The 25,600-nt window shown below is 62.8% G+C and carries 25 protein-coding genes; 17 read left to right on the top strand and 8 right to left on the bottom strand.

Features of this window, described 5'->3' with window-relative positions; translation table 11 throughout:
- Window positions 1-112: 112 nt before the first annotated feature.
- Together rpmA and GSQ88_RS32505 are read left to right on the top strand one after the other, a co-directional pair.
- The gene (gene rpmA, locus GSQ88_RS32510) at window positions 113-382 is read left to right on the top strand and encodes a 50S ribosomal protein L27 (protein WP_159012287.1); all 270 of its coding nucleotides are present in this window, start codon (window positions 113-115) and stop codon (window positions 380-382) included.
- Window positions 383-525: 143 nt separating this feature from the next.
- Window positions 526-1,122: a GNAT family N-acetyltransferase gene (locus GSQ88_RS32505; protein WP_159012285.1), complete on the top strand. Its 597-nt coding sequence runs from the start codon at window positions 526-528 to the stop codon at window positions 1,120-1,122.
- A gap of 159 nt (window positions 1,123-1,281) precedes the next feature.
- Here GSQ88_RS32505 and GSQ88_RS32500 read toward each other — a convergent pair whose 3' ends face one another.
- Window positions 1,282-2,199: a DMT family transporter gene (locus GSQ88_RS32500; RefSeq protein WP_159012284.1), complete on the bottom strand. Its 918-nt coding sequence runs from the start codon at window positions 2,197-2,199 to the stop codon at window positions 1,282-1,284.
- 175 nt (window positions 2,200-2,374) lie between these two features.
- On the opposite strand from GSQ88_RS32500, the gene GSQ88_RS32495 reads away from it, so the two are divergent.
- Window positions 2,375-2,860, top strand: a complete 486-nt coding sequence (locus GSQ88_RS32495; protein ID WP_159012282.1) for a MaoC family dehydratase — start codon at window positions 2,375-2,377, stop codon at window positions 2,858-2,860.
- A 249-nt stretch (window positions 2,861-3,109) separates the two neighbouring features.
- Complete coding sequence (gene obgE, locus GSQ88_RS32490; RefSeq protein ID WP_159012280.1) at window positions 3,110-4,156, top strand: GTPase ObgE; 1,047 nt, start codon at window positions 3,110-3,112, stop codon at window positions 4,154-4,156.
- A gap of 21 nt (window positions 4,157-4,177) precedes the next feature.
- Here the strand turns inward: obgE and GSQ88_RS32485 are convergent, their stop codons facing one another.
- Window positions 4,178-4,843: a TetR/AcrR family transcriptional regulator gene (locus tag GSQ88_RS32485; RefSeq protein WP_246785182.1), complete on the bottom strand. Its 666-nt coding sequence runs from the start codon at window positions 4,841-4,843 to the stop codon at window positions 4,178-4,180.
- 358 nt (window positions 4,844-5,201) lie between these two features.
- Between GSQ88_RS32485 and GSQ88_RS32480 the strand changes: the two genes are divergently transcribed.
- The 13 genes from GSQ88_RS32480 to GSQ88_RS32415 all read left to right on the top strand — a co-directional run bounded on the left by GSQ88_RS32480 (window position 5,202) and on the right by GSQ88_RS32415 (window position 18,800).
- Window positions 5,202-6,005 carry an SDR family NAD(P)-dependent oxidoreductase gene (locus GSQ88_RS32480; protein ID WP_159012278.1) on the top strand — a complete coding sequence of 268 codons (804 nt, stop codon included), beginning with the start codon at window positions 5,202-5,204 and terminating at the stop codon, window positions 6,003-6,005.
- A 36-nt stretch (window positions 6,006-6,041) separates the two neighbouring features.
- Window positions 6,042-7,172, top strand: coding sequence for a DUF5938 domain-containing protein (locus GSQ88_RS32475; RefSeq protein WP_159012276.1), 1,131 nt, complete (start codon window positions 6,042-6,044; stop codon window positions 7,170-7,172).
- 58 nt (window positions 7,173-7,230) lie between these two features.
- A complete protein-coding gene (locus tag GSQ88_RS32470) occupies window positions 7,231-8,769 on the top strand; it encodes an AMP-binding protein (protein WP_159012274.1) in 1,539 nt (512 codons plus the stop codon).
- A 191-nt stretch (window positions 8,770-8,960) separates the two neighbouring features.
- Window positions 8,961-10,103, top strand: coding sequence for a glutamate 5-kinase (gene proB / locus GSQ88_RS32465; protein WP_159012272.1), 1,143 nt, complete (start codon window positions 8,961-8,963; stop codon window positions 10,101-10,103).
- Window positions 10,104-10,236: 133 nt separating this feature from the next.
- Window positions 10,237-11,529: a glutamate-5-semialdehyde dehydrogenase gene (locus GSQ88_RS32460; RefSeq protein ID WP_159012771.1), complete on the top strand. Its 1,293-nt coding sequence runs from the start codon at window positions 10,237-10,239 to the stop codon at window positions 11,527-11,529.
- A gap of 172 nt (window positions 11,530-11,701) precedes the next feature.
- Window positions 11,702-12,331: a nicotinate-nucleotide adenylyltransferase gene (locus tag GSQ88_RS32450; RefSeq protein ID WP_283810725.1), complete on the top strand. Its 630-nt coding sequence runs from the start codon at window positions 11,702-11,704 to the stop codon at window positions 12,329-12,331.
- Between the two features lie 260 nt (window positions 12,332-12,591).
- Complete coding sequence (rsfS, locus tag GSQ88_RS32445) at window positions 12,592-12,948, top strand: ribosome silencing factor (RefSeq protein ID WP_159012769.1); 357 nt, start codon at window positions 12,592-12,594, stop codon at window positions 12,946-12,948.
- A gap of 141 nt (window positions 12,949-13,089) precedes the next feature.
- Window positions 13,090-13,572, top strand: a complete 483-nt coding sequence (gene rlmH / locus GSQ88_RS32440; RefSeq protein WP_159012268.1) for a 23S rRNA (pseudouridine(1915)-N(3))-methyltransferase RlmH — start codon at window positions 13,090-13,092, stop codon at window positions 13,570-13,572.
- A gap of 162 nt (window positions 13,573-13,734) precedes the next feature.
- Window positions 13,735-15,006 (top strand): murein hydrolase activator EnvC family protein, encoded by a 1,272-nt coding sequence (locus tag GSQ88_RS32435; protein ID WP_246785181.1) that lies wholly within the window; start codon window positions 13,735-13,737, stop codon window positions 15,004-15,006.
- Window positions 15,003-16,394 carry a S41 family peptidase gene (locus tag GSQ88_RS32430; protein WP_159012264.1) on the top strand — a complete coding sequence of 464 codons (1,392 nt, stop codon included), beginning with the start codon at window positions 15,003-15,005 and terminating at the stop codon, window positions 16,392-16,394. Before GSQ88_RS32435 ends, GSQ88_RS32430 begins: the two co-directional genes overlap by 4 nt.
- A gap of 133 nt (window positions 16,395-16,527) precedes the next feature.
- The gene (locus GSQ88_RS32425) at window positions 16,528-17,733 is read left to right on the top strand and encodes a divergent polysaccharide deacetylase family protein (RefSeq protein ID WP_159012263.1); all 1,206 of its coding nucleotides are present in this window, start codon (window positions 16,528-16,530) and stop codon (window positions 17,731-17,733) included.
- 58 nt (window positions 17,734-17,791) lie between these two features.
- Complete coding sequence (locus GSQ88_RS32420; RefSeq protein WP_159012261.1) at window positions 17,792-18,295, top strand: RNA pyrophosphohydrolase; 504 nt, start codon at window positions 17,792-17,794, stop codon at window positions 18,293-18,295.
- Window positions 18,296-18,299: 4 nt separating this feature from the next.
- Window positions 18,300-18,800 carry an RNA pyrophosphohydrolase gene (locus tag GSQ88_RS32415; RefSeq protein WP_159012259.1) on the top strand — a complete coding sequence of 167 codons (501 nt, stop codon included), beginning with the start codon at window positions 18,300-18,302 and terminating at the stop codon, window positions 18,798-18,800.
- Between the two features lie 108 nt (window positions 18,801-18,908).
- On the opposite strand, the gene GSQ88_RS32410 is transcribed toward GSQ88_RS32415, so the two are convergent.
- The 6 genes from GSQ88_RS32410 to GSQ88_RS32385 all read right to left on the bottom strand — a co-directional run.
- Window positions 18,909-20,510 carry an adenylate/guanylate cyclase domain-containing protein gene (locus GSQ88_RS32410; RefSeq protein ID WP_159012258.1) on the bottom strand — a complete coding sequence of 534 codons (1,602 nt, stop codon included), beginning with the start codon at window positions 20,508-20,510 and terminating at the stop codon, window positions 18,909-18,911.
- Between the two features lie 251 nt (window positions 20,511-20,761).
- Window positions 20,762-21,169, bottom strand: a complete 408-nt coding sequence (locus tag GSQ88_RS32405) for a F0F1 ATP synthase subunit epsilon (RefSeq protein ID WP_159012256.1) — start codon at window positions 21,167-21,169, stop codon at window positions 20,762-20,764.
- Between the two features lie 113 nt (window positions 21,170-21,282).
- The gene (gene atpD, locus GSQ88_RS32400) at window positions 21,283-22,722 is read right to left on the bottom strand and encodes a F0F1 ATP synthase subunit beta (RefSeq protein ID WP_159012254.1); all 1,440 of its coding nucleotides are present in this window, start codon (window positions 22,720-22,722) and stop codon (window positions 21,283-21,285) included.
- A 59-nt stretch (window positions 22,723-22,781) separates the two neighbouring features.
- Window positions 22,782-23,660: a F0F1 ATP synthase subunit gamma gene (locus tag GSQ88_RS32395; protein WP_159012252.1), complete on the bottom strand. Its 879-nt coding sequence runs from the start codon at window positions 23,658-23,660 to the stop codon at window positions 22,782-22,784.
- 110 nt (window positions 23,661-23,770) lie between these two features.
- The gene (gene atpA, locus GSQ88_RS32390) at window positions 23,771-25,300 is read right to left on the bottom strand and encodes a F0F1 ATP synthase subunit alpha (protein ID WP_159012250.1); all 1,530 of its coding nucleotides are present in this window, start codon (window positions 25,298-25,300) and stop codon (window positions 23,771-23,773) included.
- Window positions 25,300-25,600, bottom strand: a 301-nt coding sequence (locus GSQ88_RS32385; protein ID WP_159012248.1) for a F0F1 ATP synthase subunit delta, incomplete at its 5' end; no start/stop codon positions are given. The genes GSQ88_RS32385 and atpA, both read right to left, overlap by 1 nt.

Below are 25,600 nucleotides of genomic sequence, written 5' to 3'. Positions count from 1 at the left end.
TCGAAATGAAATTTGAAGCGTGACGCGAATTGAAATGAAATGATTCCGTCAAGGAATCGACCTGAACTTTATAGAGAAGTTCTGGTCTTTAGAGAGAAGTTGGAGACGGGCCATGGCTCACAAAAAAGCAGGCGGTTCATCGCGTAACGGCCGTGATTCGGCGGGCAAGCGACTCGGAATCAAAGCCTATGGCGGCGAGCGCGTCATTCCCGGCAACATCATCGCGCGTCAGCGCGGCACCACCTGGCATCCCGGCCTTAATGTCGGCATGGGCACCGACCATACTCTGTTCGCCAAGGTCGAAGGCCATGTCGAGTTTCGTGCAAAAGCCAACGGCCGCACTTTCGTATCGGTAATTCCGATGGAAGCCGCGGCCGAGTAAACGGTGGACACATCGAGTCCGCCGGTCCTGTTGAACCGGCGGAGCTCCTGAGGGCTCTAAAAGGGGAGGCGGGAAACCGGCCTCTCTTTTTTTGTGCGCGTGTTCCAGACTACGCGTCTGGCCTTGGCGAACAGGAGCCCGAGATGTTGCAGGATATTCCGACACCGACGTTGCGCGAGGCGAGAGCCTGCGTCCTCGAGACCGAACGGCTGACGCTGCGCCGGCCGACGCTCGCGGACGTAAAAGCGATTGCCGGTCTCGCCAACGACCGCCGCATTGCGGAAAATACCCGCCGCCTGCCGCATCCCTATCTGCAGGATCACGCCGTGGAATTCGTTCGCGCGATGGCCAACGAGCCGCGCGAAACCGTATTCCTGATCGAAAACAATCACACGCCGATCGGCATGGTCGGCGTCGACTGGCGCCAGCCGGAGGCGCCGGAACTCGGCTATTGGCTCGGCTTCGAGCATTGGGGCCAGGGGTTTGGAACCGAGGCTGCGCGCGCCGTAATCGATTTCGCGTTCGAGGAATTCGACATCGAGCACCTGATCTCGGGCGCCCGGGTCGCCAATCCGTCGTCGCGCAACATTCTGGAGAAATGCGGCTTCCAGTGGAGCGGCGTCGAACTGCACCGATTCGAGGCGCTGGGATCCTCGACGCCGGTCGACTGCTTCCGCTTGACGCGCGGCGTCTGGTCGTCGCTGAAGAGCTGGGGCAATTCGACGCGAAGAGAGCGGTGATGCTCTTTTCCCCTCTCCCCTTGTGGGAGAGGGTGGATCGCACCGCTAGGTGCGAGACGGGTGAGGGGTCTCTAACTCTCATTATCTTGCGACCCCTCATCCGCCTTCGCTTCGCGAAGGCACCTTCTCCCACAAGGGGAGAAGGAAGAGGTACGCTGCTCACACCGGCGGACTGACGACCCGCTGCTCGCGCCCCAACTGCCGCTCGCGCAGGAAAATGTAACACCCGGCGCCGATGATGATGGCGGCGCCGACGATGGTCGCCAGCGACGGCACGTCACCGAACACCGCGTAGCCGAACATCACGGCCCATACGATCATCGAATATTGATACGGCACCACCACGCTGGCCGGCGCCAGTTTCAGCGAGCGGTTGGCACACAACAGCGCGCCGACCGAGATGCAGCCGGCGGCTGCGAACAATGCGAGACTGTCGAGCCCCGGCGTCACCCAGCCGATCGGCGACAACAGCGCGCCGAGCACAAAGGTGCCGGCGAATTGCGACGACGCCAGCACGATATCCGGCGTCGCCCGCAGCGAGCGGGTGATCAGCATCAGCACGGCGAACGAGGCGCTGCCGCCAAGCGCGATCAGCGCCGGCCAACTCATGGTCTGCGGCGACGGATGCAGCGCGATCAGCACACCGCCAAAACCGATCACGATCGCGGTCCATCGGCGCCAGCCGACATGCTCGCGCAGCACGATCGCGGACAGCGCGGTGACGAAAATCGGGCAAGCCAGATAATAGGTGATGACGTCGGCGAGCGGCAGATACACCGTCGCCAGGAAAAAACAGGCGACTTCGGCGGTGGACAGGATGACCCGCAAACCTTGCAGCCACGGCCGCTCCAGCCGGGTGAAGTCCGCGCGATGCCGCCATATCATCGGCGACAGCACGAACAGCGCGGCGCAAGCGCGCAGCCAAAGCAGCTGTCCGACCGAATAGGTCGCGACCATGAACTTGCCCAGCGCGTCGCCGAACGAGAACATGAAGACCGCGAACACCATCAGCCCGATGCCGGCGAGGCGCGCGGAACGCTCGTCGGTGTGGGTGGAGATTTTGGAAAACAAGCCCATGCAAAGAACAACCTCATCCTGAGGAGCGGCCTTTTAGCCGCGTCTCGAAGGATGATACGTTCATCGTCATGGTTCGAGACGGCGACCGGACAGCGCAAGAACGCTGCCGGGAGTGCGCCTCCTCACCATGAGACAGCAGTTGCGTCAATACCGACCAATCACGACAGGACCCGCCATGACCGAATTCGATCCCGCAACGCATCGCATGGTGCCGCAACAGCGCTGGTTTGAGGATTTTGCGGTCGGCGAGCGCTTCGTGATCCCGAGCCGCACCATGACGTCAGCGGTATTCGCGGCGTTCCAGACCGCCAGCGGCGATACCCATCCGGTGCATTACGACCTCGAATATTGCCGCAGCCGCGGCATGCCGCAGCTGCTTGCGCATGGCTTCCAGACGCTGATCCACACCGCGCCCGGCGCCGGATTGTTCCCCTTTATGGTGGAGGAATCGCTGGTCGGCTTTCTCGAACAGTCGAGCCGGTTCTTAAAGCCCGTCTACGCCGACGACACCCTCTATCCCGCGCTCGAAGTGACTGAATTGACCCCCGGCCGCAGCACCGGCACGGTCACCCTGCGCTCGACCGTGTTCAACCAGCGCCGCGAGATGGTGCTGGAAGGGATGCAGAAATTCTTGATCCGACGCCGGCCAGCCCAAACCTGAGACAGGCGGCCGGCGACCCCTGTGCCTCGAAAAAGCCCCGAAAATTAAGGCTTTTCGCCGATGTCGGGACTCTTGAGGGTTGCCGCACCGGCCTCCCTGCCTTACTTAGAGCCTTGGTTCTGATTGGATCAGAACCGGGCTCTAGATTCATATTCTGACGCGTTTTCTTGACGCGAGCCGGTACCCACGGAGCCTGTCATGGGCGCGCATTTGCGCGACCGGGTGGCTCGAAAACGCTATGGTAGGCCCATGAAATTCCTTGACGAAGCAAAGGTCTATATCCGCTCCGGCGACGGCGGTAACGGCTGCGTGGCGTTCCGCCGCGAGAAATTCATCGAGTTTGGCGGCCCCTCCGGCGGCAATGGCGGCCGCGGCGGCGATGTCGTCATCGAAGTGGCCGATGGATTGAACACGCTGATCGATTACCGCTACCAGCAGCACTTCAAGGCGCAGAAGGGCACCAACGGCATGGGCAGCGACCGCCATGGTGCCAACGGCAAGCCGATCCTGCTCAAGGTGCCGGTCGGCACCCAGATTTTCGAAGAGGATCGCGAAACGCTGATCCACGACTTCACCACGCTCGGCGAAAAATTCGTGCTCGCCGAAGGCGGCAATGGCGGCTTCGGCAATGCGCATTTCAAGTCATCGACCAATCGCGCGCCGCGCAACGCCAATCCCGGCCAGGAAGGCGAGGAACGCTGGATCTGGCTGCGGCTCAAGCTGATCGCCGACGCGGGCCTGGTCGGTCTGCCCAACGCCGGCAAGTCGACCTTCCTTGCCGCGGTCAGCGCGGCAAAGCCCAAGATCGCGGATTATCCGTTCACGACCCTGCATCCGCAGCTCGGCGTGGTCGATGTCGATGGTCGCGAATTCGTGCTGGCGGATATTCCGGGCCTGATCGAGGGCGCCCATGAAGGCGCCGGCCTCGGCGATCGTTTTCTCGGCCATGTCGAGCGCTGCCGCGTGCTGCTGCATCTGGTGGACGCCACCTGCGAGCACGCCGGAAAGGCCTACAAGACGGTGCGGGGCGAGTTGGAAGCCTATGAGGGGCAGCTCGCGGACAAGATCGAAATCGTGGCGCTGAACAAGATCGACGCGGTGATGCCGGACGAATTGAAGAAGCAGAAAGATCGCCTGAAACGCGCGGCGAAGAAAACGCCGCTGTTGATCTCGGGCGTAACCGGCGAAGGCGTCAAGGACGCGCTACGGGCGCTGGTGGAAGTGATCGGCGAAGCCCCGGTGTCCACCAAGGCCAAGGGCGCGGCGCAGAACGAGCCGTGGGCGCCGACAGTTTAGATACCGAGACCGAAGCCCCGCTCAAGCAACTGTCGGCAGCAGACGCTTCACTTCATCCTGCAGATCGGCGATCGCGTTGCGATCGCCCGACAGATGCCGCAGCAGGCAGCGCTGGAACAATCCATCGAACAGCGCATAGAGCGCGCCGCGGGAAACCGCAGGCTCTCGGCCGCCAAGTGAGGCAAAGCGGGACGCCACGCGCCACACCATGTCTTCCAGGCTCTTGTCAATCTCGGCGACGTCGTTGCGAAAGGCATCCTCGAACAGCGACTGCGAACGAAGGTCGTACCACAGCCGGTGCATCCGCGCGTCGTCGCGCACCGTCTCGCCGAGCTTTTCCAGAAAGCCCTTCAGCAGTTCGTCGCGGCTTTGCGCGGCCAACGTGATCTGGTCGTACCGCGTGACGCACTTCGCCTTGTAGTGGCGAACGCAACAGCAGATCAGGTCGACCTTGTCGCTGAAGTAATAATGCAGCACGCCATGGGTGAATTCGGATTTCTGCGCGATCTCGCGCAGGCTGGTGCGCGCATAGCCGAGCTCGGCCAACGTCTCCAGCGCGGCCTCGGCCAATTCGATACGCCGGGCACTGAACTTGTCGACGCGCGTCGGCTCGATTCGATCCGAGGGCCGGGCCGGCCGTCTGATCGGTTCGATTTTCCGCTGGGTCGCTCCGGATTGCCTGCGCACGCCTGAAACTCCGAATCATCACCTCGCCTCGGCGGCATGATGCCCCAAAGCCTCCTTGCGAAGACCATCCTCTATCGAGGCCGTCAAGGATTACTTGACAAGTGTATAGTTTTTGGACGATCGTCAAGACATCCTTGGACACTTGTCAAGTTTCCAGGTTTCGCGGCCGCAAAGAGCCGCGCACAGGGAGGAAAGGCAGGCTGCGCACCCCGCGCTGCCGTTGGTTCGGCTTTGCCGAAGCTTTTCCTGATGAACGAAACGACGCGAACCGCCGGCCTCACCGGCGGCAATTTGGCTGCTTTGCCGGCAGCGGAAGACGCACGTCACAACGAATGAAACCCAAAGGGAGGAGCAAGCGATGAGTGGAAACAGTCTGGCAGGCCGCAAGGCCCTGGTTACCGGCGGCGCACGGGGCATCGGCGCGGCAATCGCCGAAGCGCTGACGAAGGCCGGCGCGGCCGTGATGATCGGCGACATTCTCACCGATCTCGGCAAGGACACCGCGGGACGTCTGGCCAAATCGGGCGCCAAGACCGGCTTCGTGCCGTTGAATGTCACCGACGACGCGCAATGGGAGAAGGCGGTCGCAGCCACCATCGCCACGCTCGGCGGCTATGACATCCTCATCAACAATGCCGGCATCGAGATCACCTCGCTGGTGATCGACGTCAAGGCGGAAGACCTGCGGCGGATGTGCGACGTCAACATTGTCGGCACCGGTCTCGGCATGAAGCACGCGTTTCGCGCGATGCGACCAGGCGGCCCCGCGGGCACGGGCGGCGCCATCCTCAATATCTCGTCGGTCGCGGCCACCATCGCGTTCCCGGCGATCGCCGGATATTCCGGCACCAAATCCGCGGTTGACCGGATGACCCGGGTTGCCGCGATGGAAGCCGGGAAACTCGGTTATGGCGTGCGGGTCAATTGTCTGTATCCCGGGCTGGTGCCGACCGATATGGGCATGCAATTGGCCGGCGACATTGTCGCAGCCGGGCTCGCGGCCGATCCGAACGCGGCGGTCGCATCCGTCATCGAACAGACGCCGCTCGGCCGCCTCGGCGAAGTCAGCGACATGGCCGACGCCGCGGTTTTCCTGTGCTCCAACGAGGCCCGCTTCATCACCGGCGCCGGCCTGCCGGTCGACGGCGGCATGGGCATGTAGTCACGAACTCAACAGAAACATTTCGGAGGAAACATCATGAGCGAAAAGAAGCCCGTCGTCGTCTATGGCGCTTCCGGCTACACCGGCCGGCTGGTATGCGAATATCTGCGCGAATACAACATCCCCTTCCTTGCCGCCGGCCGCAGCGCCGAGAAGCTCGACGCTGCAATGAAATCGAACGTGGCCGGCATCGAGACCGCCGACTACGAGGTGGTGAAGGTGCCGCATACCGTGACCGCGCTGACCGAGTTGTTCAAGGGCGCCTCGGTCGTGCTCAACACAGTGGGCCCCTTCGCCAAGTTCGGTGGTGAGGTGGTGCAGGCCTGTTTGGCTTCCAAGTGTCACTACACCGACACCACCGGCGAGCAGGACTGGCTGATCACGCTCGAACAGGAGTGGGGCACGAAGTTCGCCAATGCCGGCCTGCTGCTGGCGCCGGGCATCGCGCAGATGTACACCACCGGCGAGATCGCCGCGCAACTGTGCCTGGAAACGCCCGGCCTCGACACGCTGGACATCGCCGTCTTCTGGGGTGGCAGCCCGACCATCGCCTCGACGGCGACCATCCTGGTCAATGCCGCGATGGCCAAGGCCTACTACCTGGAGCAGAACAAGTACGTCGAGCATCAGCCCGATGCCGGCCTCTACAACCTCGCCATCCCCGGTCAGCACGAGCTGGCTCTGGCGCTGCCCTGGGGCGGCACCTCGCACCCGGTGTGGTTCAAGCGCGATCCGCGCGTGGCCAACGTGAAGGTGCTAGGCGGCGTTTTCAACCGCGGGCTGATGCTAGCCGTGCCGCAGATCGTCGCCGCCGCACTGGACGCGACCAAGGACATGAAGCCCGACGACCGCTATGCCGCGCTGGCGCAGACCGCCGCCGGCGTGATGAACACCATGCCGCCGCGCGAGAATCCGCGCGTCAACAAGTCGATGGATTCGGTGCATGCCTCCGGCCCGCTGGGGCACGCGCACTGCATCATCTACGGAAACAGCAACTACAAGCAGACCGGAATGCTGCAGGCCTATGCCGCGTTCTCGCTTTTGCAGACCCCGCCGAAGAAAGTCGGCTTTGCCTCCGGCTGCCAGGCATTCGGGCATCGCGAACTGCTGGGCCAGTTGCGCAGCTTCGGGCTGGTGATGAACCCGATCCTGACGGTTCACACCTGATGCGATCAGATGACGCGGCTAAAACCCGCGTCATCTCCTCTCCAGGAGGACAATTGCGATGCGGCTGATCGACTATCTGGATAAAGGCGCTTCGCTCGGCGCCGATGCACCATGCCTGACCATGGACGGCAAGGATTTGAGCTATGGCGACGTCCAGCAATTAAGCTATCGGATCGCGAAAGGCCTCGCGAATTCCGGCGTGGCGCCCGGAGAGAAAGTCGCAATCCTGTCCGGTAACGACCCGCTCGCCTTTGCCTGCGTGTTCGGCATTTCGCGCGCCGGAACGGTCTGGTGTCCGATCAATCCGCGCAACGAGGCGGCGGAAAACCAGTTCATCCTCGACGCGTTCGATTGCAGCCTATTGCTGTTCAACAGCAGCTTCGCGCCGATGGTCGACAGGATAAGGTCCAATCTGCCGAAGCTGCGCCAGCTCGTCTGCCTCGACGCCGAATTTTCCTATGCACCCTCGTTCGAGCGCTGGCTTACCGATGTCGGCCAAGAGCCTTTTCAGCGCGATCCCGTTGACGATCTGGCCCTCATCCCCGGCACCGGCGGGACCACCGGAAAACCCAAGGGCGTGATGCTCTCGGGCCGCAACATCGAAACCATGACGGCGCTGACCCTGATGGGCTATCCCTTCAAGGGGCGTCCGACCTATCTGGCGCTGGCGCCGCTGACGCACGCGGCAGGTGTATTGTGTTTTCCGATCATGACGCTCGGCGGCCGGGTGGTGATCATGCATCACCCCGACATCGGCGAATTCCTCGAACTGATCCCGCGCTATCGGGTGACGCACACATTTTTGCCGCCAACCGTCATCTACATGCTGCTGGATCACCCGAAGCTCGAAAGCGCCGACTTGAGTTCGCTGCAATGCTTCTGGTACGGCGCCGCCCCAATTTCGGTGGCGCGCCTGGCCGAGGCACTGGAAAAGATCGGCCCGATGGCGCAGCTATTTGGACAGACCGAAGCGCCGATGATGATCTCGATGATGGCGCCTGAGGATCATCGTCACCCCGATGGTTCGATCGCCACCGAACGGCTGTCGTCGGCCGGCCGGGTCGGGCCGCTGGTAAGGGTCGGCATCATGGATAGCGACGGCCATCTGATGCCTGTGGGAGAACGCGGCGAAATCGTGGTTCGCGGATCGCTGGTGATGGACGGCTACTACAAGAACGCCGAAGCAACGGCGGAGGCCTCCGTCCATGGCTGGCATCATACCGGCGACATCGGATATCTCGATGGCGACAATTTCCTCTACATCGTCGATCGCGCCAAAGACATGATCATCACCGGCGGCTTCAACGTCTATTCGGTCGAAGTCGAGAATGCGCTTCAGGCCCACGACACCATTCAGGATTGCGCCGTGATCGGGTTGCCGGACGAGAAATGGGGCGAACGCGTTGTCGCCGTGGTGCAGCCCAGAGCAGGACGCACCGTCGATGTCGCGGCGGTATCGAGCTTCGTCAAGCAGCGGGTCGGCAGCGTCAAGACGCCCAAGCAGATCGAAGTCTGGGATGACCTGCCACGCTCCAAGGTCGGCAAGGTGCTGAAGGCCGAGATCCGCGCCAGGATGCTGGCGAACGCGAAGCCGTGACGGTGGCCTGAAACGCCCCCGTCGCATCGTCCCTCGCCGCCCGGCGGACGCAATCGGCCCATATTGAGCCAATAAATCAGATGCTTTCGGGATGGGCTGACGTTACAACGCCTGTTCCGCCGCGCCGCTTCCAGATCGAGGAAGTGACGCCTCTGGCCCCCACGAACCACCGCGTCTTTTCGACAGTACCCATGGCCCGCCCAAACTTAAAAAAATTCCGCCGCATCGTCGTCAAGGTCGGCTCATCGCTGCTGATCGATTCCGACGCCGGCGAAGTCCGGGCGTCGTGGCTCGCTGCACTGGCCGCCGACCTTGCCAAGCTGCACAAAGAGGGCCGCGAACTCCTGATCGTGTCGTCCGGCTCGATCGCGCTCGGACGCAGCCGGCTGAAGCTGCCGCGCGGCACCCTGAAGCTCGAGGAAAGCCAGGCCGCGGCCGCGGTCGGGCAAATCGCGCTGGCGCGCATCTGGTCCGAGGTGCTGGGGCATCACGGCATCGGCGCCGGCCAGATCCTGGTCACCTTACAGGATACCGAGGAACGCCGCCGCTATCTCAACGCGCGCTCGACCATCGCCAAGCTGCTGGAATGGCGCGCGATCCCCGTGATCAACGAGAACGATACCGTGGCGACCAACGAAATCCGCTACGGCGACAACGATCGCCTTGCCGCGCGCGTCGCCACCATGGCGAGCGCCGATTTGTTGATCCTGCTGTCCGATATCGACGGGCTCTACGATGCGCCGCCGGGCCGCAATCCCAACGCAAAACTGATTCCCATCGTCGAGTCCGTCACCTCCGATATCGAAGCTATGGCAGGTGCGGCGGAATCCGAACTGTCGCGCGGCGGCATGTATACCAAGATCGAGGCGGCCAAGATCGCCACCACCGCCGGCACCCATATGCTGATCGCCTCCGGCAAGATCGAGCATCCGCTGCAGGCGATCGCCGATGGCGGGCGCTGTACCTGGTTTCTGACCCCGGCCAACCCCGTCACCGCGCGAAAACGCTGGATCGCAGGCTCGCTGGAGCCGAAGGGCACCTTGACCATCGACGCAGGCGCGGTGACCGCCTTGCGCGCCGGCAAGAGCCTGCTGCCGGCTGGCGTGATCCGGATCGACGGCCAGTTCACCCGTGGCGATGCCGTGGTGGTGCGCGGCCCCGATACCGATGAAATCGGCCGCGGCCTCGTCGCCTACGATGCCGAGGACGCCGACAGGATCAAGGGCCGCTCGTCGCCGGACGTGATGGCGATCCTTGGCATCAGCGGCCGGGCCGAAATGATCCACCGCGACGACCTCGTGATCGGCCCGAGCGGGGCATTTTCAGCTAATTAGGCCATTGGCCGAGTGGCCCAAAGGCCGGTCGCGCTGCCAAGCCTGCCAGCCATGCCCTCCTGGGTCTCGCAAAACATGGATTCCAGGGCGATTTACGTGCTAGGACATGACCTTAACTGAAGACGAGACCGATATGAGTGCGCCGCTCAAGGCGATCGACGGAAACGCCGATCTGCCGGCCCTGATGACCGAACTCGCCGTGCGGGCACGTGCTGCCGCGCGGGCACTGGCGCTGGCGTCGCCCGAACAGAAAAACCGCGCACTCGACGCGATGGCACGCGCCATTCGGACCAGCGCGGCCGCGATACTTGCCGCGAATGCCGAGGATGTCGCGGAAGTTCGTAGCAGTGGCGCGAGCTCCGCCTTTATCGATCGGCTGACGCTGACCCAAGCGCGCATCGATGCGATGGCCGACGGCATCAAAACCGTGCGCGATATCGCCGATCCCGTCGGTGTGGTGACCGAGAGCTGGCAGCGCCCGAACGGCATGACCATCGAGCGCGTGCGCGTGCCGCTGGGCGTCGTCGCGGTGATCTTCGAGAGCCGTCCCAATGTCGCCGCCGATGCCGGCGTGCTGTGCCTGAAATCGGGCAACGCCGTTATCCTGCGCGGCGGCTCCGACAGTTTTCGCTCCTGCCGCGCGATCCACCAATGCCTGGTTGCGGGCTTGCGCGAAGCCGATTTGCCGGAAGCCGCGATCACGCTGGTGCCGACCCGCGACCGCGCGGCGGTGGGCCTGCTGCTGACCGGACTGAACGGCGGCATCGACGTCATCGTGCCGCGTGGCGGCAAGAGCCTGGTGGCGCGGGTCGAGGCCGAAGCGCGCGTGCCGGTGTTCGCGCATCTGGAAGGCGTCAACCACGTCTATGTCGATCACGCCGCCAATCTGGAGATGGCGAAGTCGATCGTGCTCAATGCCAAGATGCGCCGCCCCGGCGTTTGCGGCGCCGCCGAGACGCTGTTGATCGATCGCGCGGGTGCGGCCGTCAGCCTCAAGCCGCTGGTCGCGATGCTGATCGATGCCGGTTGCGAGGTGCGCGGCGACGATGCCGTGCAACGCGCCGATGCCAGGGTGAAGCCCGCTTCCGACGAGGATTGGGACACCGAATACGAGGATGCCATCATCACCGCGAAGGTCGTCGACGGCGTCAATGCGGCGATCGCCCATATTCACAACCACGGCTCGCATCACACCGATGCGATCGTGACCGAAGACGAAAACGCCGCGCGCAAATTCCTCAACGAGGTCGATTCGGCGATCGTGTTGCACAACGCATCGACGCAATTCGCCGACGGCGGCGAATTCGGCTTCGGCGCGGAAATCGGCATCGCCACCGGGAAATTCCACGCCCGTGGGCCGGTCGGCGCCGAGCAACTCACCAGCTTCAAATATCGCGTCCACGGCACCGGACAGACGCGGCCGTGAGCACACATTCCGGGCGTGCCATTTGTTTTAGAGCGTTTTCGAGCGAAGTGGATACCGGTTCGCGTGAAGAAAACGCGTCAAAACAAAAACCTAGAGCCCCGTTCCGATTCCATCGGAACGGAAAAAGCTCCAGTGCCGCGTCGCGTTGCGAGCTTCGGGATCGGGGCACGCATTGAGGCCTGTTTCTGCGGCGTCCGCATCACAAGCTCTGCCGTTGTTCAACCAGGGTATGCGGATCGGCCTGCTCGGCGGCTCATTCAATCCGCCGCATGCCGCGCATCGCGCCATCAGCCTGTTTGCGCTCAAGCGATTGAATCTCGATCGGGTGTGGTGGCTGGTGACGCCGGGCAATCCGCTCAAGGATAATGGCGGCCTGCATGATCTCGACGAACGCGTCGAGGCCGCGCGCCGGATGGCGAACGATCCGCGCATCGATGTCAGTTGTCTCGAAGCTGTCATTGGAACCCGCTATACGTTTGACACGATTGCATATCTGCGCCGCCGGACCTCCGGTTTGCGCCTGGTCTGGATCATGGGCGCTGACAATCTCGCGCAATTCCATCGCTGGCAAAACTGGCGGCGTATCGCCGCCGAAGTGCCGATCGCGGTCATCGACCGCCCCCCGCAAAGTTTTCGCGCGCTCTCCGCCCCCGCCGCCCAGGCGCTCGCGCATTATCGTCTTCCTGAGAATATGGCCGGCCGGCTGGCCGACCAGCGCGCGCCAGCCTGGGTGTTCCTGACTGGCATGAAACTTGATCTGTCCTCTACCGGGCTTAGGAACCCGGACGGTAGCTGGAAGTGACGAAACGGGTTACTGGAAGATTGAAACCATTAACCCCACATGCGTAGTATAGTCCGTGGACGCCGGATTCGGCGTTCGCGATACAGTGAAAGGAATGGTCCCTGACCACATCTGTATTGTCCAAGTCTGTTTTACCCAAGTCTCGTACGACTAAGTCTGGTTCGACCAAGGCCGATTTGACTAAGTCTGGTTCGGCTAAGTCTGGTTCGGCTAAGTCTGCTTCGTCCAAGACACGTAAAACATCGACAAAAGCGGCCACCTTGAAGGCGCTACCCGACGCCGACAAGACCCTGCAACTGATCCTCTCCCGCCTCGACGATATGAAGGCGGAAGAAACGGTCACCATCGACCTTCGCGGTAAATCTGCATTTTCCGACTACATGGTCGTCACCACGGGCCGGGTTAACCGGCATGTCGGCGCGATCGCGGAAAACCTTGCCAAAGGTCTCAAGGAAACCGGCATCAAGGCGATCCACGTCGAGGGTTTGACCAACTGCGACTGGGTGCTGATCGATTCCGGCGATGTGATCGTGCACGTGTTCAGGCCCGAGGTGCGCGAATTCTACAATCTGGAAAGATTGTGGACGCATAACCCGGCGGCGCCGCAGCCGGTCTGAGCGTTAAGCCGATGCTGGTCGGCGGATGCGCATGCTAATTTAGCGCACGCATTGAAATGCGTGCGGCGTTTGATTTGGCGCGTGTTGCACATGATCCGCCAAAGTGTGAGCCGAACGCCATTTTGCCGGAAAATGCTTTGCATGCGCCTCGTCGTCGTTTCCATCGGGCGGCTGAAGCAGGGCCCGGAGCGGGAACTGGCCGAACGCTATCGCGAGCGTTTCGACGACATCGGCCGCAAGCTCGGCTTTCGCGGCCTCGATATCCATGAAATTCCCGAAAGCCGCGCGCGCGACGCCGCGACCCGAATAGCGGAGGAAGCCGTGGCGATTTCGGCCGCCATTCCGGAAAAATCCGTGCTGGTGGCGCTCGACGAGCGCGGCGACAACCTCGATAGCTCAGCTTTTGCCCGCCATCTTGGGCGCTGGCGGGATGAGCAGGCCGGTCATACTATTTTCACCATCGGCGGCGCGGACGGACTTTCGCCCGATTTGCGGCGCAAGGCCAAGTTGCGTATGGCGTTCGGCGCTGCGACCTGGCCGCATCAGATCGTACGCGTCATGCTTCTGGAACAGATTTATCGGGCCGCGACCATCCTGGCCGGCCATCCCTATCACCGCGCGTAGGCCTGGCCCGTATAGGTTTGGCCCCGCGCCGGCAAAGAAGGCACTGATCAGGGTTCGATGCAGCGAGGTCCGAACACTCCTTCGCGTTTCGCAACCGCCCGTCGCGGTCAGTTGCACGGTTTGCCATTATCCCTTGCGTTGCTGTGTGCAGGCCTTGCGGGCATGACCCTGCCCGCCACGGCCCAGATCGCAACCGCGACACCCACGCCGGCCGCAACCCCGTCACCGGACGCCATCAAACAGCGCGAGCAGGAACTCGAAGCGACGCGCGGACAGCAAAAGAGCGCGGCTGACGCGCAGGAGAAACTCAAGGCCGATATCGCGACGATCGGGCAGGACCGGGCCAAGTTCAATCAGCAACTGATCGACATCGCCGCCCAGGTGCGCGGTGTCGAGGCCAAGATCGGCGACGCCGAAGCGCGGTTGCGCCCGCTCGACGACCGCGAGCAGCAAATCCGCGGCTCGCTCGATTCTCGCCGTTCCGAGATCATCGAAGTGCTGGCCGCCTTGCAGCGCGCGGGCAGGCGCACACCGCCGGCTTTGCTGGTGCGGCCGGAAGACGCGCTGCAGTCGCTTCGCACCGCCATGCTGCTCGGATCCGTCGTGCCCGAACTGCGGGCGCGCGCCCAGAAACTCGCCGGCGACCTCGGCGAATTGATCGCGCTTCGCAAGACCATCGCTACCGAGCGCGACCGGCTCGCGGCCGACCGCGATAAACTGAAGGACGACCAGACCCGGCTCGCGGCCCTGATCGACGAACGGCAGCGTCAGCAAAGTTCGATCGAAAAGGACATGGCGGCGGAAAGCGCGCGCGCCATCACGCTGTCCAAGCAGGTCGACAGCCTACAGGGCCTGATCGCCAAAATGGAACAGGATTCCAAGACCGCCGCGAAAGCGGCCGCGACCGCCAGCCTGCAAGGCGCCCCGGCCAACCCCAACGGCAAGCCTGATCTGGCGGCGCTCAAGAATCCTTCCCGGTCGAGCCCGGCGATCGCCTTTGCGTCAGCCAAGGGCCTGTTTGCATTACCGGTTAATGGCACCAGGATTCGCGAATTTGGCGGTTCCGATGGTGTTGGCGGCGTCGAAAAAGGCATTTCCTTGGCAACCCGGATCGGCGCCCAGGTCACAACACCGTGTGACGGCTGGGTTGTTTACGCCGGGCCGTTTCGCAGCTACGGACAACTCTTGATCCTGAATGCCGGGGGCGGGTATCATGTCCTGATCGCCGGGATGGAGCGCATTTCGGTTAACATCGGCCAGTTTGTACTTACGGGAGAGCCGGTCGCAACCATGGGGACGACATCTCAGGTCGCATCCATTCTTGCCGCCAACGCGAGCCAGCCCGTGCTCTATATCGAGTTCCGTAAGGACGGCACTCCAATCGATCCAGGTCCATGGTGGGCCGCAAATGAAGGCGAAAAGGTTCGCGGATGATGCGCAAGACTTCTGTAATTCTCCTTAGCGCCGCCACCGGCGCGGCACTGACGCTGTTCGTGACCCAGCCACGCTCGGTGTTCATGGGATCGAGCGCGCGGGCCGCCACCTCGGACACCTACCGCCAGCTCAATTTGTTCGGCGACGTGTTCGAGCGTGTTCGCAGCGACTATGTCGAGAAGCCCGATGACAGCAAGCTGGTCGAATCCGCCATCAGCGGCATGCTGTCCGGCCTCGATCCGCACTCCAGCTACATGGACGCCAAGAGCTTCCGCGACATGCAGGTGCAAACCCGCGGCGAGTTCGGCGGCCTCGGTATCGAAGTCACGATGGAAGACGGGCTGATCAAGGTGGTCTCGCCGATCGACGATACGCCGGCATCCAAGGCCGGCATCATGGCCAACGACATCATCACCAATCTCGACGACGAAGCGGTGCAGGGCCTCACGCTCAACCAGGCGGTCGAGAAGATGCGCGGGCCGGTCAATACCAAGATCAAGCTGAAGATCGTCCGCAAGGGCCAGGACAACCCGATCGACGTCACGCTGGTGCGCGACAACATCCGCGTCCGCTCGGTGCGCGCGCATGTCGAGGCCGACGATATCGCCTACATCCGCATCACCACCTTCAATGAGCAGACCACCGAAGGCCTCAAGAAGGAAGTCGCCAACCTGCAAAACCAGATCGGCGATAAGCTGAAGGGCTACGTCATCGATCTCAGGAACAATCCCGGCGGCCTGCTGGAAGAAGCGGTCACGGTGTCCGACAGCTTCCTCGAGCGCGGCGAGATCGTATCCACCCGCGGCCGCAACGCCGAGGAAACCCAGCGCCGGGTCGCCCATCCGGGCGACCTGACCAAAGGCAAGCCGGTGATCGTTCTGATCAACGGCGGCTCTGCATCGGCATCGGAAATTGTTGCCGGCGCGCTACAGGACCACAAGCGTGCGACGCTGGTCGGCACCCGCTCATTCGGCAAGGGTTCGGTGCAAACCATCATTCCGCTCGGCAGCGGCAACGGCGCGCTGCGTCTGACCACGGCGCGCTACTTCACGCCGTCCGGCAAGTCGATCCAGGCCAAGGGCATCGTCCCCGATATCGAAGTGCTGCAGGACGTGCCCGACGAATTGAAGTCGCGCACCGACACCAAGGGCGAGGCTTCGCTGCGCGGCCATCTGAAGAACGATGGCGACGAGAAGACCGGCTCGCAATCCTACGTGCCGCCCGATGCCAAGGACGACAAGGCCCTCAAGATGGCCGACGATCTGCTGCACGGGGTGAAGGTCAATCCGAGCCCTGCCGCCAACGGCGACAAGGCGGCGATCGACGACAAGGCCGCCAACGACAATACAACGCCTGACAGCAAGCCTGCCGCCAAGGAAGCGAATTGATCGCTGCTCTGGTTTTTGTTTTAGCGAACTCTCAAAAGGGCGGCCTTCGGGTCGCCCTTTTTTGTAGCCGGTTCCCATTGCCGCTGATTCGCCCGGCCGTGGTATCTTCTGCCGGTCTGATTCGGGGAGATCCATGGCAGAGACGGCCGACGATCTGAGCGCACCGCTCGGACAGAAAGCGGCGCCCCGCAAGCGCCGGTTTCGGCTGCCGTTTACCGGCATGCAGCTGCTTGCCGTGCTGCTCGGCCTGTTCCTGGTGACCTTCGCGGGCTTTGCTTTGTTCAACGACAATCCGCTCGGTGGCGAGCCGATGGTGCGCGTCGCGCTGCCGCAGGCGACCCCAGGCGAAAAACCCGCAATGGCGTCCCCGGTTACCGCCGAGCCGATGGAGAAATCCGCGCCCAAGCAGGCCGCCGCAGGTGAGCAAAAGACCGTCACCATCATCGACGGTTCCAGCGGCGCCCGCCACGACGTTACGATATCCGGCGACGGTGCCGCCGCCGATAATGGCGGCGCTGACGCGCCGCCTGCCGTGATGGCCGGCATCAATCCGCGGCTCCTGGAAAAATCCCGCTACGGCATGATTCCGGTGGTGGCCGATGGCCTGAAGCCGTTCACGGTCTACGCCGCCGAGGCCGATCGCGCCAAGGCGGCCAAGATGCCCGTCGTCGCCATCGTGGTCGGCGGCCTCGGCGTCGGCGCGGCCAAAACCACCGATGCCATCATGAAGCTGCCGCCGGCGGTAACGCTGGCGTTTACGCCCTACGGCTCGGATCCCGGCAAGCTGGCGGAACGCGCCCGTGCGCAGCGCCACGAAATCCTGCTGCAGATTCCGATGGAGCCGTTCGACTATCCGGATAACGATCCCGGTCCGCAGACCCTGCTCACAACGCTGAACGCCGAGCAGAACCTCGACCGGATGTATTGGCACCTCAGCCGCTTCCAGGGCTATGCCGGGATCGCCAATTTCATGGGCGGGCGCTTCGTGGTCGCCGATTCGGTGATGCAGCCGATCGTCCGCGAAGCCGCCAAGCGCGGGCTCGGCTATTTCGACGATGGAACCGCGCCCCGCAGCGTCGCCGCCCCGCTGGCGGCGAGCCAGGCCATGCCGTTCGCCAAGGCCGACGTCACCATCGACACGGTTCCGACCGCGACGGAAATCGACCATGCGCTGGCCAATCTCGAAAATCTGGCGAAAGAACGCGGATTAGCCATCGGCGTCGCCTCGGCACTACCTATATCAATCGAACGGATCGGCGCCTGGACCAAATCGCTCGAAAACCACGGCATCATGCTGGTGCCATTGACAACGGCGATGCTCAAATCAAAATCAGGCTAGGGTATGCGGACCTGCCGGTCCGGCCCGTCGGAACGACCCTGCAAGAGGCTTTGACCGAATGGCGCGCTACGAAGACCTGCCCTACCGGACCTGCGTCGGCATGATGCTGATCAATGCGGCCGGGCGTGTCTTCATCGGCCGCCGTGCCGGAGGCATCGAACATGTCGACGATTCCCACGTCTGGCAGATGCCGCAAGGCGGCGTCGATCCCGGCGAGGATACCTGGGACGCGGCGAAGCGCGAGCTTTACGAGGAAACCAGCGTCCGTTCTGTCGAAAAACTCGGTGAGGTCGCGGACTGGCTGATCTACGACATTCCGCGCACCGTGGCCGGCCGCGCCTGGAAGGGCCGCTATCGCGGCCAGCGACAAAAATGGTTCGCGGTGCGCTTCACCGGCAGCGACACCGAGATCAACGTCGCCAATCCCGGCGGCGGCCACAAGGCCGAGTTCGTCAACTGGCGCTGGGAGCCGATGAAGAATCTTCCCGACCTGATCGTTCCGTTCAAGCGGCCGGTCTATGAGCGCGTGGTGAAGGAATTTTCGAAACTGGCGGGCGATTAGCGTTTTGACGATCGAAAAACCTTATCGCCCCAATGTGGGGGTGGCGCTGTTCAACGCTTCCGGCGAGGTGTTGATCGGCCGGCGCTTCAAGGACGACGGCCCGGAGATCGTGCTTCCCGGCCTTGAATGGCAGATGCCGCAAGGCGGGATCGACGCCGACGAAAATCCACGTGAGGCGGTGATGCGCGAGCTCTGGGAAGAGACCGGCGCCACCAACGCGCAATATCTCGACGAGACCGACTGGCTGACCTACGAATTTCCGGACTTCGCCGGCCCCGCCACGCACCGGCTGGCGAAATTCCGTGGCCAGCGCCAGAAATGGTTCGCGCTGCGGTTCACCGGGCGTGACGACGAAATCGATCCATTGCAGTCACGTAACGGCCAGCCGGCGGAATTTGATCAATGGCGATGGGAGCGGCTTGACCGCGTCGCCGACCTCGTGGTGCCGTTCCGTCGCGAAGTCTATCGGACGGTGGCGCGGCATTTTGCGAAATTCGCCCGCTAGAGTCTTTTTATTTTGACGCGTTTTCTACCGCAGATAAGTCTACGCAATCTGCGCAGATTGCTATGCGAACCGGTGCCCACTTCGCTCGAAAACGCTCTGGGATCCAGCTTAACTCGGCCCGACCTCGAACGGGCCGATCGCGATCACATGGCAATTGCTGTCGTGCTTGGCGCAATTGCCGAGCGCATCATTGACCGCATCCTGTTCGCTTGAAGCCTTGAGCGCCAGCCCGGGACGCCCCGAGGAGCCGACCGCGACCGCGTTCCAGCCGGACGAGGCCTGAGCGAGCTGGCGGGCGACATCGTCCCGTGCATCTGCCGCGATGGAAGAATTGTCGCCGGCGCGAAAGAAACCACTGGCCCTCATGATCGTCGGCACCGGCACCACGAAGACGTCATCGACGGCCACGATCATGCAGGGGGCGCCGGCAACGGCGCCACAGGTTTCCAGCGTCCGGCGCACGACCTCGGCGATCGTCGTCCCGTCGGTGTAGAAAATGAAATTCCCTCCCGGGCCAACCGCGATGGCCTTGCTTTTCTTGCCCGGCACGTAGTTGCTCTCGAGCCTGGCTTTTCCCGGATCGCGCGCGAACGGCATGTCCTTTGAAGCGAACGGCTTCTCGGTCGAAGTGTCGCGCCGGATCCACGGCAGCGGCGGGACCGGCGGCCTGCCGTGCAGGTAGACCACCGCGCTTCCGACGGCGTAGAGCTCGCATTTCCTCGGCGACTTGACGCTGTCGGCACGCTTTTGACAGAGCTCGACGGCGGCGCTTTTTGCGGCTTCCTCGTTTGGCGCACTGCTGGACAGACCGATAATGCCGTTCTGGTTCAGCGCAAACGCCTTCGGCTCCGCCGCCGCTACATATTCGTTTGCCAATATGACCCGAGTCTTGTCGGTGACGAAAGGCACCGACTCGGCCGAGAATCTTTCATTGGATGGAGCGGGCGGCGGGGCAGAAGGCACCGCCGGTGGCGCGGGTACCGGACTGGCCGCGGACACCGGAGTCTCCTTGTTGCCGGCCGCCGATTCCCTGAACGCGTGCCGCAACTCCATCCTGGTGAAGTACAGGAAGCCGCCGACGCCGATGGCCACCAGACACACCACCATCACCGCGACCGGCCACATCCAGTTCGGCGCCTCGGCGGAACGAGGCCGGCCGGGCTTCTTGAACTGCGGCGTTGCGTAGGTGCCGTCCTCACGCCGCATCGCGACCATGTAGGCGTGCACCGGCGTCGGTATGTTCTTCACTTCCTGCGCGCCGATATCGGCGAACTGCACCGACAATTTGTTGGCGACCTGCTCGTGCACCGCGCGCGAGATGCAGATGCCGCCGACTTCGGCGAGACCTTCCAGCCTTGCTGCGATGTTGACGCCATCGCCGAGCAGGTCACCATCACGCTCGACCACATCGCCGATGGTGATGCCGATACGAAAGCTCATCTGCCGGCTGGGCGGATAGGCCATGTTCCGCGTGCGCAGGCTTTCCTGGATGTCGATCGCGCAGCGCACCGCTTCGACGGCACTTGGAAACTCGGCGAGAACAGCGTCTCCGGCGGTGTTGAAAATGCGTCCGCCGGCCTTGGCGATGAAGTCGTCGGTGACGGATCGATAGGAGGCGAGACGCCGCAGCGTTTCCTCCTCGTCCTCGGCAACCAACCTGCTGTAGCCGGCAATATCGGCCGCAAAAATCGCCGCTATCTTGCGCTTCATGAAGGCTAAGCCCCGGGCCAATAATTGCCGCCGCAGAATGCCGTCAGAAGTTCCCCGGCGCAACCGGGTTTCAACGCCGGAAAGCCGCCGCGAACGTTGTAATCGCTAAGATTTTTGGAGATTTCCTTGAAGAGCCGAACGCGGCGGATGGCCAGAGCGTTTTCGAGCGAAGTGGGCACCGGTTCGCGTGAAGAAAACGCGTCAAACAAAAACTAGAGCCCCGTTCCGATTCCATCGGAACGGAAAAGGCTCTAATGCATCGCCGTCGAATTGAGCTGGCTCTCGATGCTCTTGAAATGGTCGAGCCGCTCGATCGCGTGGTCGAGCTCCGAGCCCTCTTTCTCGGCGAGCTTGGCTTCCATTTCGGAAATCTGACTGGCAAAGGCTTCCCGATCCAGATCCTTGATCGAGGTCGCGACGTCGGCAAGCACGGTGAGGCCCTTGTCGGAAACTTCGGCAAGGCCGCCAAGCACGATGATCTTCTGATGCGTGCCGCCGGTGGTCACCGTCAGAATTCCCGGGCGGATCGTGGCGACGACCGGCGCATGGCCGGCCAGCACGCCGAAATCACCTTCGACGCCGGGAACGTCAACCTGGTCGACTTCGCCGGAGAAGGCGAGCTTTTCAGGAGAGACGAGATCGAAGTGGAAGGTGGCCATGGAAGCTACTCTCTCAGCTGTCACCCGCGGGCTTGACCCGCGGGTCCATCAATCAAAGAAATTCTTTCGCGATGGATTGCCGGGTCAAGCCCGGCAATGACGCGATCGTAAACTTAAGCTGCTTCGGCGAGCTTCTTGCCCTTCTCGACGGCTTCTTCGATGTTGCCGACCATGTAGAAGGCGGCTTCCGGCAGATGATCGTATTTGCCTTCGCAGATCGCGCGGAAACCCTTGATGGTGTCGGCGAGGTCGACGAACTTGCCCGGCGAGCCGGTGAAGATTTCGGCGACATGGAACGGCTGCGACAGGAAGCGCTCGATCTTGCGGGCGCGCGCGACGGCAATTTTGTCCTCTTCGGACAATTCGTCCATGCCGAGAATGGCGATGATGTCCTGCAGCGACTTGTAGCGCTGCAGCACCTGCTGAACCATACGGGCGGTCTCGTAGTGCTCCTGGCCGACGATCAACGGCGAAAGCATGCGCGAGGTCGAGTCGAGCGGATCGACCGCCGGGTAGATGCCCTTTTCCGAGATCGCGCGGTTCAGCACCGTGGTGGCGTCCAAATGCGCGAACGAGGTCGCGGGCGCCGGGTCGGTCAAGTCGTCGGCCGGCACGTAGATCGCCTGCACCGAAGTGATCGAACCCTTATGGGTGGTCGTGATGCGCTCCTGCAGCGCGCCCATGTCGGTCGCCAGCGTCGGCTGATAACCCACGGCGCTCGGAATACGGCCGAGCAGCGCCGACACTTCGGAGCCTGCCTGGGTAAAGCGGAAGATGTTGTCGATGAAGAACAGCACGTCCTGGCCCTGATCGCGGAAATGCTCGGCGACCGTCAGACCGGACAACGCAACGCGCATGCGGGCGCCGGGCGGTTCGTTCATCTGGCCGAACACCAGAGCGCATTTCGATTTGACGCTCGGATCGGGATTGTGCGGATCGGCATTGACCTTGGATTCGATGAACTCATGATAGAGGTCATTGCCTTCACGGGTCCGCTCGCCGACGCCGGCGAACACCGAATTGCCGCCGTGCGCCTTGGCGACGTTGTTGATCAGTTCCTGAATCAAGACGGTCTTGCCGACGCCGGCGCCGCCGAACAGGCCGATCTTGCCGCCCTTGGCGTAAGGCGCCAGCAGATCGACCACCTTGATGCCGGTGACCAGAATTTCAGCCTCGGTAGCCTGGTCGGTATAGGTCGGCGCTTCCTGGTGGATCGCGCGCAATCCTTCGGAGGCGATCGGGCCACCTTCATCGATCGGCTCGCCGATCACGTTCATGATGCGGCCGAGCGTGCCGGCGCCGACCGGCACCTGTATCGGGCCGCCGGTGTCGCTGACTTCATGGCCGCGAACCAGGCCCTCGGTGGTGTCCATCGCAATGGTTCGCACGGTGGATTCGCCGAGATGCTGGGCGACTTCGAGCACCAGGCGGTTGTTGCCGTTCATGGTGGTGATGGCGTTCAGAATCGCCGGCAGATGGCCTTCGAATTGTACGTCGACGACGGCGCCGATGACTTGCGTGATGCGTCCGGTCTGGTTGGCGGGTGTAGCCATGAAATCTCTCCTTCGAATTCTTTATCTCAGCGTCCGTCCGTGCGATCGGGCTTGCGCCGTTAGAGTGCCTCAGCGCCGGAGATGATCTCGATCAGCTCCTTGGTAATCATCGCTTGACGGGTTCGGTTGTAAATCAGGGTCTGCTTGCGGATCATGTCACCGGCGTTGCGGGTGGCGTTATCCATCGCGCTCATCTGCGCGCCGTAGAACGAGGCGTTGTTTTCCAACAGCGCCCGGAAAATCTGCACCGCGAGATTGCGCGGCAAAAGCCCGGTCAGAATCTCGTCTTCTTCGGGCTCGTATTCATAGGATGTCGCCGGACCCGCATTGGCGGCGGGCGCCTCGACCACCAGCGGAATGATCTGCTGGGCGGTCGGGACCTGCGAGATCACCGACTTGAAGCGCGAGTAAAACAGCGTGCAGACGTCGAATTCGCCGGCGTCGAAGCGCGCGATGATTTTCTTGGCGATGTCCTCGGCATTGACGAAACCGAGCTGCCGAACCGAGCGCAGCTCGACATTTTCGATGATCTGCTTGTCGAAGGTGCGGCGCAGCTGCTCGTAGCCCTTGCGGCCGACGCAGAAGAACTTGACCTCTTTGCCTTGGTTCATCAGCGCCAGCGCGCGCTCGCGGGCAAGGCGCACGATCGAGGAGTTGAAGGCGCCCGACAGGCCGCGTTCGCCGGTGCAGACCAGCAGCAGATGCACCTGATCCTTGCCGGTACCGGCCAGCAATACCGGCGCGCCGGGAGAACCCGCGGCGGCGGTGGCGATGTTGGAGATCACCGCGTCCATCTTTTCCGCATACGGACGCGCCGCTTCGGCGGCAGACTGCGCGCGGCGCAGCTTGGAGGCTGCGACCATCTGCATGGCTTTGGTGATCTTCTGCGTCGCCTTGGTGGAGGCGATGCGGACCCGCATGTCTTTAAGTGACGCCATTCTTAGTTCACCCCGGCGATCCGATCCTCAAGCGATCCGACCGCAAGCCCCTGTCTTCGGCAGGCCCGGCAGGTACGCCGGGCCGCCACGGCAAATCACGCAAGCGTCGTTCAAACAAGCGTCTTGGCGAAACCTTCGACCACGGCCTTCAGCTTGCCGGCGGTATCGTCGGAAAGGTCACGGCTTTCGCGGATGCTGTTGAGGATCTCGATATTCTTGCCGCGCAGCAGCGACAGCAGGCCATCCTCGAACGCGCGCACCTTGTTGAGCGGCAGTGCATCGAGATAGCCGTTGGTGCCGGCCCAGATCACGCACACCTGCTCTTCCATCTTCAGCGGCGAGAACTGCGGCTGCTTCAGGAGTTCGGTGAGGCGCGAGCCACGGTTGAGCAGGCGCTGCGTCGAGGCGTCGAGATCGGAGCCGAACTGCGCGAACGCCGCCATTTCGCGGTATTGCGCCAGCTCGCCCTTGATCTTGCCGGCGACCTTCTTCATCGCCTTGGTCTGCGCCGACGATCCGACGCGCGACACCGACAGACCGACGTTCACCGCCGGCCGAATGCCCTGGAAGAACAGATCGGTTTCCAGGAAGATCTGACCGTCGGTGATCGAAATCACGTTGGTCGGAATATAGGCCGACACGTCGTTGGCTTGGGTTTCAATGATCGGCAGCGCGGTCAGCGAACCCGAGCCCTGGCTGTCGTTGAGCTTGGCGGCGCGCTCGAGCAGGCGGGAATGCAGATAGAACACGTCACCGGGATAGGCTTCGCGGCCCGGCGGGCGGCGCAGCAGCAGCGACATCTGGCGATAGGCCACCGCCTGCTTGGAGAGATCGTCATAGATGATGACGGCATGCATGCCGTTGTCGCGGAAATATTCGCCCATGGTGCAGCCGGTGAACGGCGCGATGTACTGCATCGGCGCCGGATCGGACGCGGTCGCGGCAACGATGATCGAATATTCCAGCGCGCCTTGCTCTTCGAGCACCTTGACGAACTGGGCCACGGTCGAACGCTTCTGGCCGATCGCGACATAGACGCAATACAGCTTGATCTTCTCGTCGGGCTGCGCGTTGAGCGGCTTCTGGTTCAGGATGGTGTCGAGCGCGATCGCGGTCTTGCCGGTCTGGCGGTCACCGATGATCAATTCGCGCTGGCCGCGGCCGACGGGAATCAGAGCGTCGATCGACTTCAGGCCGGTCGCCATCGGCTCGTTGACCGATTTGCGCGGAATGATGCCGGGCGCTTTGACGTCGACGCGCATCCGCTTGTCGGCCTGGATCGGGCCCTTGCCGTCGATCGGGTTGCCGAGCGCATCGACCACGCGGCCGAGCAGGCCCTTGCCGACCGGCGTATCCACGATCGCGCGGGTACGCTTGACGGTCTGGCCTTCCTTGATCTCGCGGTCGGCGCCGAAAATCACGATACCGACGTTGTCGGTTTCGAGATTGAGCGCCATGCCGCGGGTGCCATTCTCGAACTCGACCATCTCACCGGCCTGGACGTTGTCGAGGCCGTAGACGCGGGCAATGCCGTCGCCAACGGACAACACCTGTCCGACTTCAGAAACCTCAGCCTCCTGGCCGAAATTCTTGATCTGGTCCTTGAGGATCGCGGAAATTTCCGCGGCGCGGATGTCCATCAGCCTGCCTCTTTCATCGCGTTCTTGATCGAATTGAGTTTGGTGCGAAGCGAACTATCCACCATGCGGCTGCCGAGCTTGACGACCAGGCCACCGATAATGGAGGGATCCACATTCACGTTAAGCGCGACGTCCTTGCCCGTCACTGATTTCAGCGCGGTCTTCAGAGCGTCGAGATTCTTGTCACTGAGCGTTTCGGCGACGGTCACGTCGGCGGTCGCCTCACCCTTGAACTTGGCGACCAGCGCGCGGAAGGCACGGATCACGTCGGTGACCGCGAACAGCCGCCGATTGGCGGTG

The sequence above is a fragment of the Bradyrhizobium sp. S69 genome (assembly GCF_009766005.1).
Taxonomy (GTDB): Bacteria; Pseudomonadota; Alphaproteobacteria; order Rhizobiales; family Xanthobacteraceae; genus Bradyrhizobium.
This window is presented reverse-complemented; position numbering and strand designations above follow the sequence as displayed.

Excerpts from the sequence above, each read along its gene's own strand:
- rpmA (WP_159012287.1), top strand. The coding sequence starts at position 113 with ATGGCTCACAAAAAAGCAGGCGGTTCATCGCGTAACGGCCGTGATTCG.
- GSQ88_RS32505 (WP_159012285.1), top strand. The coding sequence starts at position 526 with ATGTTGCAGGATATTCCGACACCGACGTTGCGCGAGGCGAGAGCCTGC.
- GSQ88_RS32500 (WP_159012284.1), bottom strand. The coding sequence starts at position 2,199 with ATGGGCTTGTTTTCCAAAATCTCCACCCACACCGACGAGCGTTCCGCG.
- GSQ88_RS32495 (WP_159012282.1), top strand. The coding sequence starts at position 2,375 with ATGACCGAATTCGATCCCGCAACGCATCGCATGGTGCCGCAACAGCGC.
- obgE (WP_159012280.1), top strand. The coding sequence starts at position 3,110 with ATGAAATTCCTTGACGAAGCAAAGGTCTATATCCGCTCCGGCGACGGC.
- GSQ88_RS32480 (WP_159012278.1), top strand. The coding sequence starts at position 5,202 with ATGAGTGGAAACAGTCTGGCAGGCCGCAAGGCCCTGGTTACCGGCGGC.
- GSQ88_RS32475 (WP_159012276.1), top strand. The coding sequence starts at position 6,042 with ATGAGCGAAAAGAAGCCCGTCGTCGTCTATGGCGCTTCCGGCTACACC.
- GSQ88_RS32470 (WP_159012274.1), top strand. The coding sequence starts at position 7,231 with ATGCGGCTGATCGACTATCTGGATAAAGGCGCTTCGCTCGGCGCCGAT.
- proB (WP_159012272.1), top strand. The coding sequence starts at position 8,961 with ATGGCCCGCCCAAACTTAAAAAAATTCCGCCGCATCGTCGTCAAGGTC.
- GSQ88_RS32460 (WP_159012771.1), top strand. The coding sequence starts at position 10,237 with ATGAGTGCGCCGCTCAAGGCGATCGACGGAAACGCCGATCTGCCGGCC.
- rlmH (WP_159012268.1), top strand. The coding sequence starts at position 13,090 with ATGCGCCTCGTCGTCGTTTCCATCGGGCGGCTGAAGCAGGGCCCGGAG.
- GSQ88_RS32435 (WP_246785181.1), top strand. The coding sequence starts at position 13,735 with ATGACCCTGCCCGCCACGGCCCAGATCGCAACCGCGACACCCACGCCG.
- GSQ88_RS32430 (WP_159012264.1), top strand. The coding sequence starts at position 15,003 with ATGATGCGCAAGACTTCTGTAATTCTCCTTAGCGCCGCCACCGGCGCG.
- GSQ88_RS32425 (WP_159012263.1), top strand. The coding sequence starts at position 16,528 with ATGGCAGAGACGGCCGACGATCTGAGCGCACCGCTCGGACAGAAAGCG.
- GSQ88_RS32420 (WP_159012261.1), top strand. The coding sequence starts at position 17,792 with ATGGCGCGCTACGAAGACCTGCCCTACCGGACCTGCGTCGGCATGATG.
- GSQ88_RS32410 (WP_159012258.1), bottom strand. The coding sequence starts at position 20,510 with ATGAAGCGCAAGATAGCGGCGATTTTTGCGGCCGATATTGCCGGCTAC.
- GSQ88_RS32405 (WP_159012256.1), bottom strand. The coding sequence starts at position 21,169 with ATGGCCACCTTCCACTTCGATCTCGTCTCTCCTGAAAAGCTCGCCTTC.
- atpD (WP_159012254.1), bottom strand. The coding sequence starts at position 22,722 with ATGGCTACACCCGCCAACCAGACCGGACGCATCACGCAAGTCATCGGC.
- GSQ88_RS32395 (WP_159012252.1), bottom strand. The coding sequence starts at position 23,660 with ATGGCGTCACTTAAAGACATGCGGGTCCGCATCGCCTCCACCAAGGCG.
- atpA (WP_159012250.1), bottom strand. The coding sequence starts at position 25,300 with ATGGACATCCGCGCCGCGGAAATTTCCGCGATCCTCAAGGACCAGATC.